The sequence below is a fragment of the Enterobacter cloacae complex sp. P17RS genome, assembly GCF_014895885.1.
Lineage (GTDB): Bacteria > Pseudomonadota > Gammaproteobacteria > Enterobacterales > Enterobacteriaceae > Enterobacter > Enterobacter bugandensis.
This window is the reverse complement of record NZ_JADBQK010000024.1, coordinates 36364-53261: the sequence shown is the minus strand read 5'-3', so window position 1 is coordinate 53261 and position 16898 is coordinate 36364. Positions and strand designations below refer to the sequence as shown.

Annotated in this window: 14 protein-coding genes; 5 read left to right on the top strand and 9 right to left on the bottom strand. The window is 57.1% G+C overall.

The window, feature by feature from the left end; all coding sequences use genetic code 11:
• Window positions 1-29: 29 nt before the first annotated feature.
• The 3 genes from feoA to greB form a co-directional block, all read right to left on the bottom strand.
• Window positions 30-257 carry a ferrous iron transporter A gene (feoA, locus tag IM265_RS17760; RefSeq protein ID WP_006177893.1) on the bottom strand — a complete coding sequence of 76 codons (228 nt, stop codon included), beginning with the start codon at window positions 255-257 and terminating at the stop codon, window positions 30-32.
• Between the two features lie 300 nt (window positions 258-557).
• Window positions 558-2888 (bottom strand): Tex family protein, encoded by a 2331-nt coding sequence (locus tag IM265_RS17755; protein ID WP_028014673.1) that lies wholly within the window; start codon window positions 2886-2888, stop codon window positions 558-560.
• A gap of 86 nt (window positions 2889-2974) precedes the next feature.
• Window positions 2975-3448: a transcription elongation factor GreB gene (greB, locus tag IM265_RS17750; protein WP_014885539.1), complete on the bottom strand. Its 474-nt coding sequence runs from the start codon at window positions 3446-3448 to the stop codon at window positions 2975-2977.
• Between the two features lie 228 nt (window positions 3449-3676).
• On the opposite strand from greB, the gene ompR reads away from it, so the two are divergent.
• Window positions 3677-4396 carry a two-component system response regulator OmpR gene (gene ompR / locus IM265_RS17745; protein WP_001157751.1) on the top strand — a complete coding sequence of 240 codons (720 nt, stop codon included), beginning with the start codon at window positions 3677-3679 and terminating at the stop codon, window positions 4394-4396.
• The gene (gene envZ, locus IM265_RS17740; protein ID WP_028014672.1) at window positions 4393-5739 is read left to right on the top strand and encodes a two-component system sensor histidine kinase EnvZ; all 1347 of its coding nucleotides are present in this window, start codon (window positions 4393-4395) and stop codon (window positions 5737-5739) included. The genes ompR and envZ overlap by 4 nt, the downstream gene beginning before the upstream one ends.
• Window positions 5740-5829: 90 nt before the next feature.
• On the opposite strand, the gene pckA is transcribed toward envZ, so the two are convergent.
• The 5 genes from pckA to IM265_RS17715 all read right to left on the bottom strand — a co-directional run bounded on the left by pckA (window position 5830) and on the right by IM265_RS17715 (window position 11993).
• Window positions 5830-7449 (bottom strand): phosphoenolpyruvate carboxykinase (ATP), encoded by a 1620-nt coding sequence (pckA, locus tag IM265_RS17735; RefSeq protein WP_182035510.1) that lies wholly within the window; start codon window positions 7447-7449, stop codon window positions 5830-5832.
• Between the two features lie 356 nt (window positions 7450-7805).
• Window positions 7806-8690: an Hsp33 family molecular chaperone HslO gene (gene hslO / locus IM265_RS17730; RefSeq protein ID WP_161495995.1), complete on the bottom strand. Its 885-nt coding sequence runs from the start codon at window positions 8688-8690 to the stop codon at window positions 7806-7808.
• Window positions 8691-8708: 18 nt separating this feature from the next.
• The gene (gene hslR, locus IM265_RS17725; protein WP_028014669.1) at window positions 8709-9110 is read right to left on the bottom strand and encodes a ribosome-associated heat shock protein Hsp15; all 402 of its coding nucleotides are present in this window, start codon (window positions 9108-9110) and stop codon (window positions 8709-8711) included.
• Complete coding sequence (yrfG, locus tag IM265_RS17720; RefSeq protein WP_028014668.1) at window positions 9107-9790, bottom strand: GMP/IMP nucleotidase; 684 nt, start codon at window positions 9788-9790, stop codon at window positions 9107-9109. The genes hslR and yrfG overlap by 4 nt, the downstream gene beginning before the upstream one ends.
• A gap of 67 nt (window positions 9791-9857) precedes the next feature.
• Window positions 9858-11993 (bottom strand): intracellular growth attenuator family protein, encoded by a 2136-nt coding sequence (locus tag IM265_RS17715; protein WP_028014667.1) that lies wholly within the window; start codon window positions 11991-11993, stop codon window positions 9858-9860.
• A gap of 322 nt (window positions 11994-12315) precedes the next feature.
• On the opposite strand from IM265_RS17715, the gene nudE reads away from it, so the two are divergent.
• Window positions 12316-12876 carry an ADP compounds hydrolase NudE gene (gene nudE / locus IM265_RS17710; protein WP_028014666.1) on the top strand — a complete coding sequence of 187 codons (561 nt, stop codon included), beginning with the start codon at window positions 12316-12318 and terminating at the stop codon, window positions 12874-12876.
• Window positions 12877-12955: 79 nt separating this feature from the next.
• On the opposite strand, the gene mrcA is transcribed toward nudE, so the two are convergent.
• Window positions 12956-15508: a peptidoglycan glycosyltransferase/peptidoglycan DD-transpeptidase MrcA gene (gene mrcA, locus IM265_RS17705; protein ID WP_100171214.1), complete on the bottom strand. Its 2553-nt coding sequence runs from the start codon at window positions 15506-15508 to the stop codon at window positions 12956-12958.
• Between the two features lie 120 nt (window positions 15509-15628).
• Here mrcA and IM265_RS17700 point away from each other — a divergent pair, with 120 nt between their 5' ends.
• Both IM265_RS17700 and IM265_RS17695 read left to right on the top strand, forming a co-directional pair.
• The gene (locus IM265_RS17700) at window positions 15629-16405 is read left to right on the top strand and encodes a DNA utilization protein HofM (protein ID WP_182035511.1); all 777 of its coding nucleotides are present in this window, start codon (window positions 15629-15631) and stop codon (window positions 16403-16405) included.
• A complete protein-coding gene (locus tag IM265_RS17695; RefSeq protein ID WP_182035512.1) occupies window positions 16402-16896 on the top strand; it encodes a PilN domain-containing protein in 495 nt (164 codons plus the stop codon). Before IM265_RS17700 ends, IM265_RS17695 begins: the two co-directional genes overlap by 4 nt.
• Window positions 16897-16898: the final 2 nt, after the last annotated feature.

Sequence of the window (16898 nt, the reverse complement as noted above, 5' to 3'; positions counted from 1 at the left end):
GTATTAGACCCACCGAAACCGCTGGCTTGTTAACGGGATAAAGATTCTACTTCAATTAATGCGAGGTCTTTTTTGCGCAGAACCAGATTTACGCGCCGGGTTTCGATATGAACAGGATCGCCCAACGGCGCCACACGCACGACCTGGAATGATGATCCGGGCAGCATGCCAAGTGACAGCAGCTTCTGCCGATAGGCCGGGCTAATTTCGCGGGTAAAACCGGTAATTTTCCATGCACTGTCTGGAGTGAATTGCATAATGCCTGATTCCACGAGAGGTTAAATAATCTACACTGCGATGATAATGAGAATAGTTTTTATCAGCAATAATAAAAATGTGACGGGATGTTGTTAATCGTATTAATTTGCGGTCTGATTGACCTTGCTCAATATTTGCAGAATTACCCGGGAAGGAATAAAAAGCGTATTTGTTAATGGAGTGATAAATAGCGGTTTAAATATGAGTGTGCAATCGGTTTCATATATTTGAGAGGATTTTATTCCCCTCACCCCGGCCCTCTCCCCATTGGGGAGAGGGTTAGGGTGAGGGGGGTTACCTTAGCGTTTCTTACCCATCGCCGCCGCCAGCGCGTCCATCATCGCGCTGTTGCCCGCAGGCTGCGCGTCACGCCCGCGCGGTTTTGTGGCTTTCGTGGCCGGACGCTGCTGCTCGCGGCCTCCGCCGTTGCCGCCACGGCGCGCGCTGGTGTCGCCCGGCTGCTCATCCAGACGCATGGTCAGGGCGATACGCTTGCGCTGCAGATCCACCTCCAGCACTTTCACCTTCACGATGTCGCCCGCTTTGACCACGGTGTGCGGGTCTTCAACGAACTTGTCGGCAAGGGAAGAGATATGCACCAGACCGTCCTGGTGCACGCCGATATCCACAAACGCGCCGAAGTTGGTGACGTTGGTCACCGCGCCTTCCAGCACCATGCCCGGCAGGAGATCGTTCATGGTCTCGATGCCGTCAGCAAAGGTCGCCGTTTTGAACTCAGGACGCGGATCGCGGCCCGGTTTTTCCAGCTCTTTGATGATATCGGTGACGGTTGGTACACCAAATTTGTCGTCGGTGAAATCAACGGCTTTCAGGTTACGCAGAGCACTGCTGTCGCCCATGAGATCCTTCAGCGCCTGCTGGGTGGCGGCCAGGATGCGTTCCACCACTGGATACGCTTCCGGGTGAACGGTAGAGGCATCCAACGGGTTATCGCCGTGGTTGATGCGCAGGAAGCCCGCGCACTGCTCAAACGCTTTCGGCCCCAGACGGCTCACTTTCAGCAGCTGCTGACGGTTCTGGAACTGGCCGTTCTCATCGCGCCAGGCGACGATGTTCTGTGCCATCATGCGGGTTAAGCCCGCTACACGGGTCAGCAGAGGAACGGAAGCGGTGTTCAGGTCCACGCCGACGGCGTTTACGCAGTCTTCCACGACCGCGTCCAGCTTGCGCGCCAGCTGCGTCTGGCTCACGTCGTGCTGATACTGGCCCACGCCGATGGATTTCGGATCGATCTTCACCAGCTCCGCCAGCGGATCCTGCAGACGACGGGCGATGGAGACCGCGCCGCGCAGGGAAACGTCCAGGTCAGGGAATTCCTGCGCCGCCAGCTCAGAGGCGGAATAGACCGATGCGCCCGCTTCGCTGACGATCACTTTCTGTGCCGTCACTTTCGGGAACTGCTTTTGCACGTCGAGGTAGAAACGCTCGGTTTCGCGTGATGCGGTGCCGTTACCGATGGCAACCAGCTCCACGTTGTACTTCTCGCACAGCGCCGCCACCACGACGGCGGCTTTCGCTGCCTGGCCGGTGTGTGGGTAAATGGTATCGGTGGCGACCAGCTTGCCGGTGCCGTCAACGACCGCCACCTTCACGCCGGTACGCAGGCCCGGATCGAGCCCCATGGTGGCGCGCAGGCCCGCAGGAGCGGCCATCAGCAGGTCATGCAGGTTACGGGCGAAGACGTTGATCGCTTCGTCTTCCGCTCGCTCGCGCACGGTGCCCATCAGCTCGGTTTCCAGGTGCATCAGCACCTTGATGCGCCACGTCCAGCTCACCACGCCTTTGCGCCAGCTGTCCGCCGGGGCGTTGTTCAGGCGCAGGCCGAGATGGTCGATGATAATCTGCTCGCAGTGGCTCTCTTTCGGCGGCTCGTCAAACTGCGGGTCGGCGTTCAGGGAGAGCTGGAGCACGCCTTCGTTGCGGCCGCGGAACATCGCCAGCGCGCGGTGAGACGGGGTGGTCGAAATCGGTTCGTGGTGATCGAAGTAGTCGCGGAACTTCGCGCCTTCTTCCTCTTTGCCCGCGACGACGGTAGAGACGATGTGGGCGTTCTTCCACAGATAATCACGCACTTTAGCCAGCAGGGCGGCGTCTTCCGCGAAGCGCTCCATCAGGATGTAGCGCGCGCCGTCCAGAGCGGCCTTGGTGTCAGCGACACCTTTGTCGGCGTCGACGAATTTCGCCGCTTCGGTTTCCGGGTCGTGAGATGGCTCATTCCACAGCAGCTCTGCCAGCGGCTCAAGGCCCGCCTCAATCGCAATCTGCCCGCGGGTACGGCGCTTCGGTTTGTACGGCAGATAGAGATCTTCGAGTTCGGTTTTGCTCAGGGTGCCGTTAATGGCGCTTTCCAGCTCGCTGGTCAGCTTGCCCTGTTCGCCGATGGATTTGAGGATCGCCTGACGACGTTCTTCCAGCTCGCGCAGATAGCCCAGGCGGGTCTCCAGGTTACGCAGCTGCGTGTCATCCAGACCGCCTGTGACTTCCTTACGATAACGTGCAATAAACGGCACGGTGTTCCCTTCATCAAGCAGGCGAACGGCAGCTTCTACCTGTTCGGCTCTGGCCTGAAGTTCACCCGCAATAATGCGGCAGAGCGAATCTTTCATCATGGCTTTATCATCTTGTGGGTCAAAAATCAGGGGATAGTTATACGGGCTGACACGGCAAAATGCCAGCCGGGGAGGGCGCTCTCGGACTATTTTACGTAGACGATCTCATTGACGTACCAGCTGGCTTCACCGGCTGGGGTCTGCACGACGGCTAAATCGCCCACTTCCTTTTTCAGCAGCGCGCGGGCCATAGGGGAGTCGATGGAGATGTAATCTTTACGACCAAAAATTTCATCGTAGCCGACGATGCGAAAACGCAGGGTGTCACCATCGTCGTTTTCAATCTCCACCCACGCGCCGAAGAACACTTTGCCCTCCTGCTGCGGGGAGTAATCGACGATTTTTAGATTCTCAAGACACTTCGTCAGATAGCGTACCCGGCGGTCAATTTCACGCAGCCGCTTCTTGTTGTACTGATAATCAGCATTTTCGCTGCGATCGCCCAGGCTTGCCGCCCAGGTCACCTTTTTGGTTACTTCAGGACGCTCTTCGCGCCACAGGTAATCCATCTCTTTTTTGAGCTTTTCGTACCCTTCGCGGGTGATCAGGGGCGTTTTCATGGTGCTGCCTTTGCTGCCGGTTCTCTGTTTTGCGCACAATACGTACCACACAGTGTAACAGACAGGATTAATAATGATTTATGTGATGAAATGAACAGATAAGCTGCTGTTAAATATGCTTTGTAACAATTTCGACTAGAATTTATACCAGAATTAACTGGTCGAATACGTGCACTTTTTTAGAATACGCTGTTACAAAGACTATCCGAACCTTTGGGAGTACACACAATGCAAGAAAACTACAAAATTCTGGTCGTGGATGACGACATGCGCCTGCGCGCGCTGCTTGAGCGTTATCTGACCGAGCAGGGCTTCCAGGTTCGTAGCGTCGCGAACGCTGAGCAGATGGACCGTCTGCTGACCCGCGAATCTTTCCATCTGATGGTTCTCGACCTGATGCTGCCGGGTGAAGACGGGCTTTCTATCTGCCGCCGTCTGCGCAGCCAGAGTAACCCCATGCCAATCATCATGGTGACCGCGAAGGGTGAAGAGGTTGACCGTATCGTGGGCCTCGAAATCGGCGCGGACGACTACATTCCAAAACCGTTTAACCCGCGCGAGCTGCTGGCGCGTATTCGTGCCGTGCTGCGCCGTCAGGCGAATGAACTGCCGGGCGCGCCGTCCCAGGAAGAGGCGGTGATTGCCTTCGGCAAGTTCAAGCTGAACCTCGGCACGCGCGAGATGTTCCGTGAAGATGAGCCAATGCCGCTCACCAGCGGCGAGTTTGCCGTACTGAAAGCGCTGGTCAGCCACCCGCGCGAGCCGCTTTCCCGCGACAAGCTGATGAACCTGGCGCGCGGTCGCGAATACTCCGCAATGGAACGCTCCATCGACGTGCAAATCTCCCGCCTGCGCCGCATGGTGGAAGAAGATCCGGCGCATCCTCGTTATATTCAGACCGTATGGGGTCTGGGCTACGTGTTCGTTCCGGACGGCTCTAAAGCATGAGGCGAATGCGCTTCTCGCCGCGAAGCTCGTTTGCCCGCACCCTCTTACTGATCGTCACCCTGCTGTTCGTCAGCCTGGTGACGACCTACCTGGTGGTGTTGAACTTTGCGATTCTGCCGAGCCTCCAGCAGTTTAATAAGGTCCTGGCCTACGAAGTGCGTATGCTGATGACCGATAAGCTGCAGCTGGAGGACGGCACGCAGCTGGTTGTTCCCCCGGCATTTCGCCGTGAAATCTACCGTGAACTGGGCATTTCGCTTTACTCCAATGAAGCGGCGGAAGATGCTGGCCTGCGCTGGGCGCAGCACTATGAATTCCTCAGCCAGCAGATGGCGCAGCAGCTGGGTGGCCCGACTGAAGTGCGCGTTGAGGTCAACAAAAGCTCGCCCGTCGTCTGGCTGAAAACCTGGCTGTCACCCAACATCTGGGTACGCGTTCCGCTGACTGAAATCCATCAGGGCGATTTCTCGCCGCTGTTCCGCTACACCTTGGCGATTATGCTGCTGGCGATAGGCGGCGCGTGGCTGTTTATCCGTATCCAGAACCGACCGCTGGTCGACCTGGAGCACGCGGCGCTGCAGGTCGGTAAAGGCATTATTCCTCCTCCACTGCGTGAATATGGTGCCTCTGAAGTGCGTTCAGTAACGCGCGCGTTTAACCATATGGCGGCAGGCGTTAAGCAGCTGGCGGATGACCGTACGCTGCTGATGGCCGGCGTCAGTCATGACCTGCGCACCCCGCTAACGCGTATTCGTCTGGCGACGGAGATGATGGGTGAAGAGGACGGTTATCTCGCCGAGTCTATTAACAAGGACATCGAAGAGTGTAACGCCATCATCGAGCAGTTCATCGACTACCTGCGCACCGGTCAGGAGATGCCGATGGAAATGGCCGATCTGAACGCGGTGCTGGGCGAAGTGGTGGCCGCAGAAAGTGGTTATGAGCGTGAAATTGATACTGACCTTCAGGACGGTGAAATTCAGGTTCGTATGCACCCGCTTTCCATTAAGCGTGCGGTGGCCAATATGGTGGTTAACGCGGCGCGCTACGGTAACGGCTGGATTAAGGTTAGCAGCGGGTCTGAACTCAACCGCGCCTGGTTCCAGGTGGAAGACGACGGTCCGGGCATTAAGCCCGAGCAGCGTAAGCATCTGTTCCAGCCGTTTGTGCGCGGCGACAGCGCGCGCAGCACCAGCGGTACGGGCTTAGGCCTGGCGATTGTGCAGCGTATTGTGGATAACCATAACGGATTGCTGGAGATCGGCACCAGCGAGCGAGGCGGGTTGAGCATTCGCGCCTGGTTGCCGGTTCCGGTGACGCGGGGGCAGGTGAAAGAGGGATAGTGCGGTCTGATGCCCTCACCCCGGCCCTCTCCCACGGGGAGAGGGAGAAAACATTAAAAAAGGCAACTTTCGTTGCCTTTTTGCTTTTACCTACAGCTTCGGACCCGCACTCACCAGCGCAGCACCCGCCGGGGTATCGGTGTACTTCTCGAAGTTCTCGATAAACAGCTTCGCCAGCGATTCCGCCTTCTCGCGCCACTGTTCCGGCGATCCGTAGGTATTGCGCGGGTCGAGGATACGCGTGTCCACACCCGGCAGTTCCGTCGGAATGGCCAGATCGAACATCGGCAGCGTGAAGGTTTCGGCGTTATCCAGAGAACCATCCAGAATGGCGTCGATAATGGCGCGGGTATCTTTGATGGAGATACGCTTGCCGGTACCGTTCCAGCCGGTATTCACCAGGTAGGCCTGCGCGCCGGATGCCTGCATGCGTTTCACCAGCACCTCAGCGTATTGCGTCGGGTGCAGCGACAGGAATGCCGCACCGAAGCAGGCGGAGAAGGTTGGGGTTGGCTCCGTGACGCCACGCTCGGTACCCGCCAGCTTGGCGGTAAAGCCAGAGAGGAAGTGGTACTGCGTCTGGCTGGCGGTCAGGCGGGAAACCGGTGGCAGCACGCCGAACGCATCCGCCGTCAGGAAAATCACCTTCGTGGCATGGCCCGCTTTTGACACCGGCTTCACGATGTTGTCGATGTGGTAGATCGGGTAAGAGACGCGGGTGTTTTCGGTTTTTGACGCATCGTCGAAGTCGATAGAGCCGTCGGCACGCACGGTGACGTTTTCCAGCAGCGCGTCGCGGCGGATCGCGTGGAAGATATCCGGCTCGGCCTCTTCAGACAGGCGAATGGTCTTCGCGTAGCAGCCGCCTTCGAAGTTAAACACCCCGTCATCGTCCCAGCCGTGTTCGTCATCGCCAATCAGACGGCGTTTTGGATCGGTGGAGAGCGTGGTTTTCCCGGTGCCGGAAAGACCGAAGAACACCGCTACGTCGCCTTTCTCGCCGACGTTCGCCGAGCAGTGCATAGAGGCAATACCGCGCAGCGGCAGCAGGTAGTTCATGACCGAGAACATCCCTTTCTTCATTTCGCCGCCATACCAGGTACCGCCGATCAGCTGAATACGTTCGGTCAGGTTGAAGGCAATGAAGTTTTCGGAGTTCAGACCCTGCTCTTTCCACTGTGGGTTAGTGCATTTCGCACCGTTCATCACGATGAAGTCAGGTGTGAAGTCCTGCAGCTCTTCGTCGGTCGGACGAATAAACATATTCTTAACGAAATGCGCCTGCCAGGCCACTTCGGTAATGAAACGCACGGAAAGGCGGGTGTCGGCGTTAGCGCCGCAGAAAGCGTCGACAATGAACAGACGCTTACCGGAAAGTTGATGGGTGACGAGCCCTTTCAGATCCTGCCAGGTTTCCGGGGAGAGCGGTTTGTTGTCGTTCTTCCCTTTGCCCTTGTCAGCCCACCACAGCGTATCGCGGGTAGTTTCGTCTCGGACGATATACTTATCTTTCGGCGAACGACCGGTAAAGATACCGGTATCGACGGCGATAGCACCAAGGTTCGTCAACACACCGCGCTCGTATCCTTCCAGTGCTGGATTGAGCTCTTCCTGATACAGCGTATCGTAATCGGGGTTGTAGACCACTTCCTGGACGTCGTGAATACCATAAGCCTTGAGATCTTGCGGGGTTAAACCAGTAACACGCATATCACTGCTCCTTAGCCAATATGTACTGCCTGAAATTGTAGGGTTTTTCTGGGGATGTTAACCGCGACGGGGCTCATAGATTTGTGCATCTGGATAAAACCCTTACTAACGGAAAACGCTGCGACTCCAGTCACAGTGCAGGCGGATTATCGCAGGAATCGCTTTTTGGTTGGGGAAAATGTTCCGAAAAGGTTAAGAGGTGGTGATTTTATCGGAGAGAATGTGAATGTAATCGCATACATGTAAGAAAATTACGTAAGAGTTACATAAGGAAAACGATTCAGCTTTTGGGGGATTTTTGCCCCTCACCCTAACCCTCTCCGCAAAGGGGAAAGGGCAGGGTGAGGGGTAGCGTATTAATGAACCTGCGGATCCGCCGGAGAGGCGTTATTGCGGATTTCAGCGATATCCATTGAATTGAACACGTAGTGCGTACCGCAGTAGTCACAGTGCATATCAATTTCGCCGTCTTCAGCCATGATGCTGTCGATCTCTTCATCCGGCAGAGTTTTCAGTGCGCCAGCGCAGCGCTCGCGCGAGCAGGTGCACTTAAACTCCACGGACTGCGGATCGTACACGGTCACTTCTTCTTCGTGGTACAGACGCCACAGCACGTCGGTCGCCGACAGGTTGAACAGTTCTTCCGCCTTGATGGTTTCGGTCAGCGTCGCCAGATGCTCAAAGTCATTGGTCTGCGCGTCCTGCGCTGGCAGAACCTGCAGCAGCATGCCGCCCGCAGCAGGCTGGCCGTCCACTTCACCGGTACGGATGAACAGACGCGTCGGCAGCTGTTCGGAGCGCATGAAGTAATCTTCCAGGCAGGCTGCCAGGGTATCGCCTTCCAGACCGACCACGCCCTGATAGCGTTCACCTTCCTCCGGGGAGATGGTGATCACCAGGTAGCCATTGCCCACCAGCGTTTTGAGATCAGCATTTTCAGGAACGTCGCCCTGAACGCGCGCTACGCCGCGCATCTGCTGCTGGTTATTGCCGTTGATCACCGCCAGCGTCATCGGGCCGTCACCCTGCAGCTGCACGGTGATATCACCGGCAAACTTCAGCGTTGCGGTCAGCAGGCTGGTGGCAACCAGCAGTTCGCCCAACAGGGTCTTCACCGGCAGCGGGTAGTTGTGGTTTTCCAGAATCTGTTTCCAGGTTTCGGATACGGTGACCAGCTCGCCGCGCACGGCGAATTGTTCAAACAGATAGCGGTGTAATTGGTCGTGTTGGGCCATTTTCATCTCTCGTGCGGGTGAGGGTTACTCGCTCTCACCGTGTTTAAATTTCATCAGATCGCGGCGCTCTTTTTTATCCGGTCGCCGGTCCGGGTGGGGCATGGTCAGCGCATTCATTTTGCGCGCCAGCGCGGTCTTCTCGCGCTTTTCAACGCTTTCAGCCGTCTCTTCGTAAAGCAGTACGGCTTCCGATGCGGGCCGCCGCTGTTCGGTAATGGCTTTAATCACTACCGTACGTTCGTCGTTGCCCTGGCGCAGCGTTAAGGTGGCGTTCAGCTCAACCAGCTTGCTCGGCTTGCTGCGCTGGCCGTTGTAATGCACTTTACCGCCGTCAACCATTTCACGGGCAAGGGCGCGCGTTTTATAAAAACGGGCTGCCCACAGCCATTTATCCAGTCTTACCCCATCTGAGGGCTTTTCTTTCATGGCGTCTCCTTCACGGTCAGTGAGGGGATCATCTGGCGGTAGTCATTCAGTCCCGGATGGCGCAGATAGCTTTTTTCAGCCAGGCCAGAGTCAGGATTAGTGACGCCCAGACAGTAGCGAATGCCAAACGTTGCCGCAGAATCCAGAATAGGCTCGCTGTCGTCAATGAACAGCGTGCGCTCCGGCTGCAGGCCGGTCTCTTCCTTCACCGCATGCCACAACCGCTGATCCTCTTTCGGATAACCAAATGTGTGGGTGGAAAGTAATAAATCAAGGTGCGACGCCAGTCCCGTATGCTCCAGCTTCACGGCCAGGTTATGTGGATGCGCGTTGGTCAGCAAAATACGGCGCTTGCCGCTTGCTTTCAGCGCGTCCAGGAAGGGAACCGTATCTTCGCGCAGCACGGCGCGTGGTCCCTGGGCAGTGGTCATGGCACAAATATCCAAACCGAGGCGCTCGCTCCAGTAGTCCAGACAGTACCAGTTTAGCGTATGTTGCACCGCGCTATATTGCGAACGAATGAACGCCTGCGCTTCTGCCGGGGAGATACCCTGCTGCTCACCATAGGTTTCCGGCACCAGCTTTTGCCAGAAATAGTTATCAAAGGCGAGATCGAGCAGCGTGCCGTCCATATCCAGCAGAACGGTGTCGACCTGCTGCCAGTCGATATCAAGATGCATAGGGGGGAACTCCAGCCAGAAGAAACGTGCGCGACAGGGTAGCACATCTTGTCGCGCAACGACGTTATCAGATCAGGCTCTCAGAGGAGGGGATCAGCTTAGGATTGAGGCAATTCTCATAATATTGCTGGATCTCCGCCAGACGCGTGCGGGAGCGCTGATAGCGGCGCAGGGCCATAAAACCGTTCCAGAAAATAGCGATCAGCATGGCGATCATCAGCAGAGAGGTGCCAATGTAACGCCATAATCCTGCGCTGTCCGGCATCCGGTGCAGGCCGATATGGCGCGTGCCGTTGGCGTCGGTGTAGATGCTTGTGACAATCCCTTCGGCACTGAACGGCGTTTGCATCAGCATCTGCGCCAGACGCTGGAACTGGCTCCACTGCTCCTGGGCCGGGTAGTCATAAAGCGCTACCTGCGGGTAAGGCTGATCGACCAGGTCGCTGCCTTCATCGCTGGCAATCACAAAGCCGCCCGGTGCCGGACTGTTGAGCGCCTGAGCCGCCCGGGTGGTTTCGCGCATCATAAACGGCGATGTCGAGGTGGCGACCAGGTTATCAAGCGATTCCGCGCTGACCGGACGCAGCAGCACGTTGACGCCATCCAGTCGTCCCGCCTCGGCGCGTTTCACCAGCGAGTCCCAGTCTTTACTGTTCCCGAGGTTAACCAGCGCGTTTTTGAGGCGTATGCACTCATCCTGCGAGGAGCATAAGTCCTGGGTTTTCAGGACAATGTCGCCAAAATCATCCAGCAGAATCATGCCTGATTTCTGGATGGCGGAACGCAGCGCGGGGCTGACGCGTGAATCATCGTCCGGTTTCGGGTGCAGTTGGCGGTTGACCGTCTGGGTCAGCGCCGTGGCTTTATTCACCACTTCGGATTCCGGCAGCGGCAGCGGCGGCGCGTCGTTCCAGATAATTTGCGAACAGTCGAACGGCGTGAACGGTGAATTCTGGCGCGTGTTCCACGCCCCCGGGGTATGGATATTACACATTCCGGTGCCTTTCAGGCGCAGCGTATCGCCCACCCGTACACCCGCTTCATCGAGCTGGTTGACGCTGGTCGCCTCGATGGTCTGCGCGCCTTTGATCCACGACAGGGTAAATTTGATGGGCATATCCAGCGGCACGAAAAGCAGCAGCATGATAAACACCAGCCCGGCGCCGGCGGCGATGACCGTGCTGCGGAGCCAGTGCTGAAGCGGGAAATTTTTCACTTCATCATGCAGAGACAGGAAGCGCCCCTGTCGCACAACGTGGCGGTCAAGATAGATATCAATATCGGTTTTCTGCCCTAAATCCTGCGCAATCCACGGTTGCCAGTGGCGCGGGTAGATCAGGTCGATAATCCCGAGTGAGATATTGTTGAGATGCTCCTGATCGTTCTCACCAAACAGGCCCCAGCGCTTTGGCGTGCCGCGCAGGCAGTGGATCTCCCGCAGCGAGGTTTTGGCCGGCGGGGCAAAGAGCCCCCACAGCCCGGCCGCAAGAAGCAACACCGCGCCACCCGCCAGCCATGGGACAAAGACGTCCGGCGTCAGCAGGCAGACAAAAAAGAGCAGGAAAGCGGCAACGATCAGGATGGCTTCACGAATACCGTCCGGACGGCTCAGGGCGTACTCTTCATGCGTCTCCTGACGAATATTCAGCAGCTCAATCTGCTCGGTCTCTTCACCACGAATAGAGGCCTGCGTTGAACTCGCGCGTTCCAGCGCAAAGCGCGGGGCTTCATGAAGATAGTCATTCAGGGTATGGCCGTTGAGCGAGATTACCAGCGGCAGCGAATCGGTATGAATCAGCTCAACGCTGTTTTCGTCGTTAATGTACTGCTCCCAGGACGGAGGCAGATGCACCTCAACCGAATCCAGGTAGTAGCGCCACTTGTTGGGGTCGTCAGTCGTAATGCCGTAGCGAGTGATGGAGCGCGTCACGCAGAGCACGGTGTCACTTTGCGCGTTAAGCTTAAGCGCCACAGGTGCAGTCGTGGCTCCCGTCGGCCCAGGCGTTAACTGAGAACGGTTCAGCGTTTCGAGATAGTTTTCAACTGCATCGCGCTCGTCTTGCGTGAGTTTACGCGTTGTCGCACCCGCGAAGGCATTTAAAAAGGGCAGCCGGTAACGGCGCTGTATGCGTCGCCTGTACAGCCACCCTGCAATCAATGCGCTGACCAGCATAGCAGCGAGAACAATCAAAATGGTGCTCATGCTTTCCCCATCTTACTTATCTTACAGGTGTAGTCAGTAGCACCTTTACATTGAATGAGAGTCTGTGGCTGGCTATCGGCAAGTATGGAGTCGAACTTGAGCATTCTAAAGCGCATCCCAGTGACCGATGATGATAGCAAAGCCTGTCATGGCGCGATATCAGCAAATTCCTGGAAACATTTCAACCTCTTGACATTTGTTTTGAATTGAGGATTGATCCCTGCTGCGTTGCATAAATGTAAATAAAGAACAATTGACATTGCCGAAACCGTGCGGCATATCGCACAATAACGCCAGTTCACACTGCTAAGACCCCATCAAGATGAGCAAACCACTACAAAAACCCACCATTCTGCACGTTGAAACTGTCGCCAAATCGCGCCTGTTTAACGTCGAGAGTGTGGATCTGGAGTTCAGCAACGGTGTGCGTCGTGTTTATGAGCGTATGCGCCCCTCTTCGCGCGAAGCGGTGATGATTGTCCCTATCGTCGACGATCATCTGATTTTGATCCGCGAATACGCCGTGGGGACGGAATCTTACGAGCTTGGGTTCTCGAAAGGGCTCATCGATCCGGGTGAAACGGTCTTTGAAGCAGCAAACCGCGAGCTGAAAGAAGAGGTGGGTTTTGGCGCGAACGAACTGTCGTTCCTGAAAAAGCTGAGCATGGCACCGTCCTATTTTTCCAGCAAAATGAACATTGTGGTGGCTGAAGATCTCTATCCTGAATCGCTGGAGGGAGATGAACCAGAGCCGCTGCCGCAGGTTCGCTGGCCGCTGGCGCATCTGATGGATCTGCTTGAAGACCCTGATTTTAACGAGGCTCGCAACGTGAGCGCGCTGTTCCTGGTTCGCGAGTGGCTGAAGGGGCAAGGGCGGCTGTAGGCCATAAAAAAGCCGGGTGGCGGCTTCGCCTTACCCGGCCTGCAATTCTTTGCCCGGTTTTTACCGGGCATTTTTATGCTTAAAACAGCTCGTGCGTTTCGCCGTTATCAATAATCTCTGTACCCACCTCATGCACCGCCTGTGTGGTTGGCTGCGTACCTTCGATGAAATACTCGGCACGGCTATTACCGCCGTTAGCGAGCTGGCCGGTGCTGCGGTCAATATTGACCGTCACCACGCCCGGTGGCGGCGTCAGCGGCTGCTCCGGCACGCCTTCAAGAACGGATTTCATGTAGGCATCCCAGGCCGGCTGCGCGCTTTTGGCGCCGCCTTCGTAGCCGGAAATCTGATCTTTAATCGCGCCGGATGCCGTGGTACGGCCTAAATCACGGCGATGATCGTCGAAACCGATCCAGACTGACGTCACCACGCCCGGCCCATAACCGGAGAACCACGCATCCTTCGAGCTGTTAGTTGTCCCGGTTTTACCGCCGATATCATGGCGCTGCAGATCGCGCCCTGCTCGCCAGCCGGTACCCTGCCAGCCGGGTTCACCGAAGATGTTGGTGTTCAGCGCGCTCTTGATCAGGAACGCCAGCGGCGTGTTGATCACATGCGGGGCGTACTCCTGCGCGCCGGTCTGCGCCACCAGCGACTGGTTAGCCTGCTCCAGCTGCGGCTGCGGCAAGACGATATTTGGCTGCTCCTGAGAAACGGCAGGGTCTTCCATGTCCTTGTTTTCGAGCACCTCGGATTTCGGCGTATTGCCGTAAATGACCGGAATATCACATTCAGGGCAGGCAATTTTCGGCTTCGCTTCAAACAGCACGCCGCCCTGGTCGTTCTCGATTTTGCTGATGAAGTACGGGTCAACCAGGAAGCCGCCGTTGGCCATCACCGAGTATCCGCGGGCGACCTGAAGCGGCGTAAAGGAGGCTGAACCCAGCGCCAGCGACTCGGTGCGAACGATGTTCTGCGCCGGGAAGCCGAAGCGCTGCAGGTACTCTGCCGCATAGTCGACGCCCATCGCGCGCATGGCACGCACCATCACCACGTTTTTCGACTGCCCCAGACCCTGGCGAAGACGAATAGGACCTGCATACTCCGCAGGAGAGTTCTTCGGCTGCCAGTCGGAACCGGCACCGGCATCCCAGCGGGAGATCGGCACGTCGTTTAGGATGCTGGCAAGGGTCAGTCCCTTATCCATCGCTGCCGTGTAGAGGAACGGCTTGATGTTGGAACCCACCTGACGCAGCGCCTGCGTGGCGCGGTTAAATTTGCTCTGGTTGAAATCGAACCCGCCGACCAGCGCCATTACCGCCCCGTTCTGTGGGTTGATGGAGACCAGAGCCGAGTTCACATCCGGTACCTGCGCCAGCCACCAGGCATCGCCTGACTTGCGCACCCAAATCTGCTGCCCGGCCTGTACCACGTCGGTCACCTTGCGCGGCGTTGGCCCCTGCAGGGTGTCCGAACGGTATGGACGCGCCCAGCGAATACCGTCCATGCGCAGGGAGACAGACGTGCCGTCCGCCAGCGTCGCAACGGCTTCCTGAGGATCGGCCTGCGTCACTACGGCTGGAAGGAGCGGACCATAGGTTGGCAGCGCTTTCAGCGTGCTGGTGATTTTTTTGCTGTCCCATGCGCTTTCGCCCACTTTCCAGAGCACGTTCGACGGTCCGCGATAGCCGTGACGCATATCGTAGTCCATCACGTTATTGCGCACCGCGTCCTGAGCCGCCTGCTGCACTTTACGGGTAACGGTGGTGTACACGCGATAGCCATCTTCATAGGCCTTGTCGCCATAACGACTCACCATCTCCTGGCGCACCATTTCGGTCAGATAAGGGGCTGAGAAGGCGATCTCAGGGGCGTGATAATTGGCGTCAATGACGTCGTTACGCGCCTGGTCGTACTCGCTCTGGCTGATATAGCCTTCGCTCAGCATACGTGACAGGACGACATTACGACGTGAGGTAGCGCGATCGAGCGAGTAAAGCGGGTTAAACGTGGACGGCGCTTTTGGCAGACCGGCAATGGTTGCCATTTCGCTTAGGGTGAGCTGTTCAACAGGCTTACCGAAGTACACCTGCGCGGCTGCCCCCACGCCATAGGCACGGTAGCCCAGATAGATTTTATTGAGGTACAGCTCAAGGATCTCGTCCTTGTTCAGCAGTTGCTCAATACGGATCGCCAGGAACACCTCTTTGATCTTACGCGTCAGCGTCTTTTCAGGGCTGAGGAAGAAGTTACGCGCCAGCTGTTGCGTAATGGTGCTCGCCCCCTGGGAGGCGTGACCGGAGAACAACGCAATGCTTGCGGCACGGAAAATCCCGACCGGATCGACACCGTGGTGCTCGTAGAAACGGCTGTCCTCCGTGGCGATAAAAGCTTTCACCATCACGGGGGGAATTTGTTTTAAGGTCAGCGGGATACGACGCTTCTCGCCATACTGCGCCATCAGCTCGCCATCGGCGCTATAGACCTGCATTGGGATCTGGAGACGCACATCGCGGAGCGTGGCGACATCAGGTAGCTGTGGCTCAATATATTTGTACAAACCGTAAATCGAGCCTGCTCCCAGCAGAATGCAACAGACTGCAAGGATGAATAAATACTTTACGAACTTCACCGGAGATTTCCCATTTGGTTTCACTTGGGCAGTTTCTAAACAATCGCGCGGTAGTATAAAGGCAAGCCTGATTCATTGATATAGCCGTCAAGGCGACGGGCGATAAGGAGATCGTGAAGCATGGCTTTCAAAACATGGCAAACGGGCGTTCATATTCAACAGGATAAGGTGCTGATTACGGCACTGGTCCGGGAGAGAGGCGGCTGGTGCTTACGCCGCTGGTGGGCCATTTCTCTGGCCGAAGGCATCATTCGTGACGGCAAAATTTGTCAGCCAGAAGCGCTGGCCGATGCCTTACGCGACTGGCGAAAAGCGCTCCCGCACTACCACCGGGTATTTCTCTCCTTTCCTGCTGCACGGACTCTGCAAAAAACGTTGCCCCGACCGGCTCTTGCATTGCGCGACAGCGAGCAGCTCTCGTGGATGGGGGCGGCGCTTTCGCGCGAACTGGAGATGTCGACAGAGTCCCTCTGTTTCGACTACACCCAGGACACCTTCAGCAATACGTTTCACGTGACTGCTGCACAAAACAAAGAGATTGAAACGCTTCTTGATCTGGCGAAAACGCTACGTTTGCGGCTGGCGACCATCACCCCGGATGCCAGCGCGCTGGCGAACCTGCTGCCTTCGTTAGCGCCGACGCAGTGCGTCGCCTGGCGGGATGCGCATTACTGGCTGTGGGCTATGCGCCATCAGTGGGGGCGTCGTTATACCACTGAAGCAGAAAACGTCACTGAGCTGGCGGCGCTGCTGGCCCTCAATCAGAATGACATCGCGTTCTTTGATGCCGAACGAACCCCATGGGAAACGCTGCAGCGCTGGCATGCGCCTCTTCCCGAATGCGGGGCTGACTATACCGTCGCGCTGGCGCTGGCCATGAGCGAGGTGCCTGAATGAACGTGACCAACTTCCTGCCCTGGCGTCAGCAGCGGCGCGCGCGATGCCTGCGTTTCTGGGGCGGCGTATTTGTCGGCGCATTGCTGCTCATGCTGATGGCCGTTTTTAGCGTAAGGCTGAATCATCTGGTAACGCTGCGCGCGCTGCAGGCTCAACTGGCGGGCACGCAGTCCGTGCAGCGTGGTCTTGTGTCTCGCCAGCGACCCACCGCAGAGGTGCAGAACCCTGCGGGCACGCCGCAGCACCGCGCATGGCAACCGGTGCTGGAGTCACTTTCTGAGGCCATGCCTGCGCAGGTATGGCTGACAGAGCTGCGTTATCAGCCTCCTGCTCTGATGTTGATCGGCTATGCCACTACCCTGCAGGCGCTTTCTGCCTTGCGTAATGGGCTGGAGCACATAGACGGCTTTACGCCCGGTTCTGAGGGGGAACTCCGGCAGGATAGCCAGGGGCGCTGGATGTTCACCCTGTACCTGAAAAGCGAGGGGTAATG

Bases quoted from the DNA above. Each gene is read 5' to 3' on its own strand.
- feoA (WP_006177893.1), bottom strand. From the start codon at position 257: ATGCAATTCACTCCAGACAGTGCATGGAAAATTACCGGTTTTACCCGC.
- IM265_RS17755 (WP_028014673.1), bottom strand. From the start codon at position 2,888: ATGATGAAAGATTCGCTCTGCCGCATTATTGCGGGTGAACTTCAGGCC.
- greB (WP_014885539.1), bottom strand. From the start codon at position 3,448: ATGAAAACGCCCCTGATCACCCGCGAAGGGTACGAAAAGCTCAAAAAA.
- ompR (WP_001157751.1), top strand. From the start codon at position 3,677: ATGCAAGAAAACTACAAAATTCTGGTCGTGGATGACGACATGCGCCTG.
- envZ (WP_028014672.1), top strand. From the start codon at position 4,393: ATGAGGCGAATGCGCTTCTCGCCGCGAAGCTCGTTTGCCCGCACCCTC.
- pckA (WP_182035510.1), bottom strand. From the start codon at position 7,449: ATGCGTGTTACTGGTTTAACCCCGCAAGATCTCAAGGCTTATGGTATT.
- hslO (WP_161495995.1), bottom strand. From the start codon at position 8,690: ATGAAAATGGCCCAACACGACCAATTACACCGCTATCTGTTTGAACAA.
- hslR (WP_028014669.1), bottom strand. From the start codon at position 9,110: ATGAAAGAAAAGCCCTCAGATGGGGTAAGACTGGATAAATGGCTGTGG.
- yrfG (WP_028014668.1), bottom strand. From the start codon at position 9,790: ATGCATCTTGATATCGACTGGCAGCAGGTCGACACCGTTCTGCTGGAT.
- IM265_RS17715 (WP_028014667.1), bottom strand. From the start codon at position 11,993: ATGAGCACCATTTTGATTGTTCTCGCTGCTATGCTGGTCAGCGCATTG.
- nudE (WP_028014666.1), top strand. From the start codon at position 12,316: ATGAGCAAACCACTACAAAAACCCACCATTCTGCACGTTGAAACTGTC.
- IM265_RS17700 (WP_182035511.1), top strand. From the start codon at position 15,629: ATGGCTTTCAAAACATGGCAAACGGGCGTTCATATTCAACAGGATAAG.
- IM265_RS17695 (WP_182035512.1), top strand. From the start codon at position 16,402: ATGAACGTGACCAACTTCCTGCCCTGGCGTCAGCAGCGGCGCGCGCGA.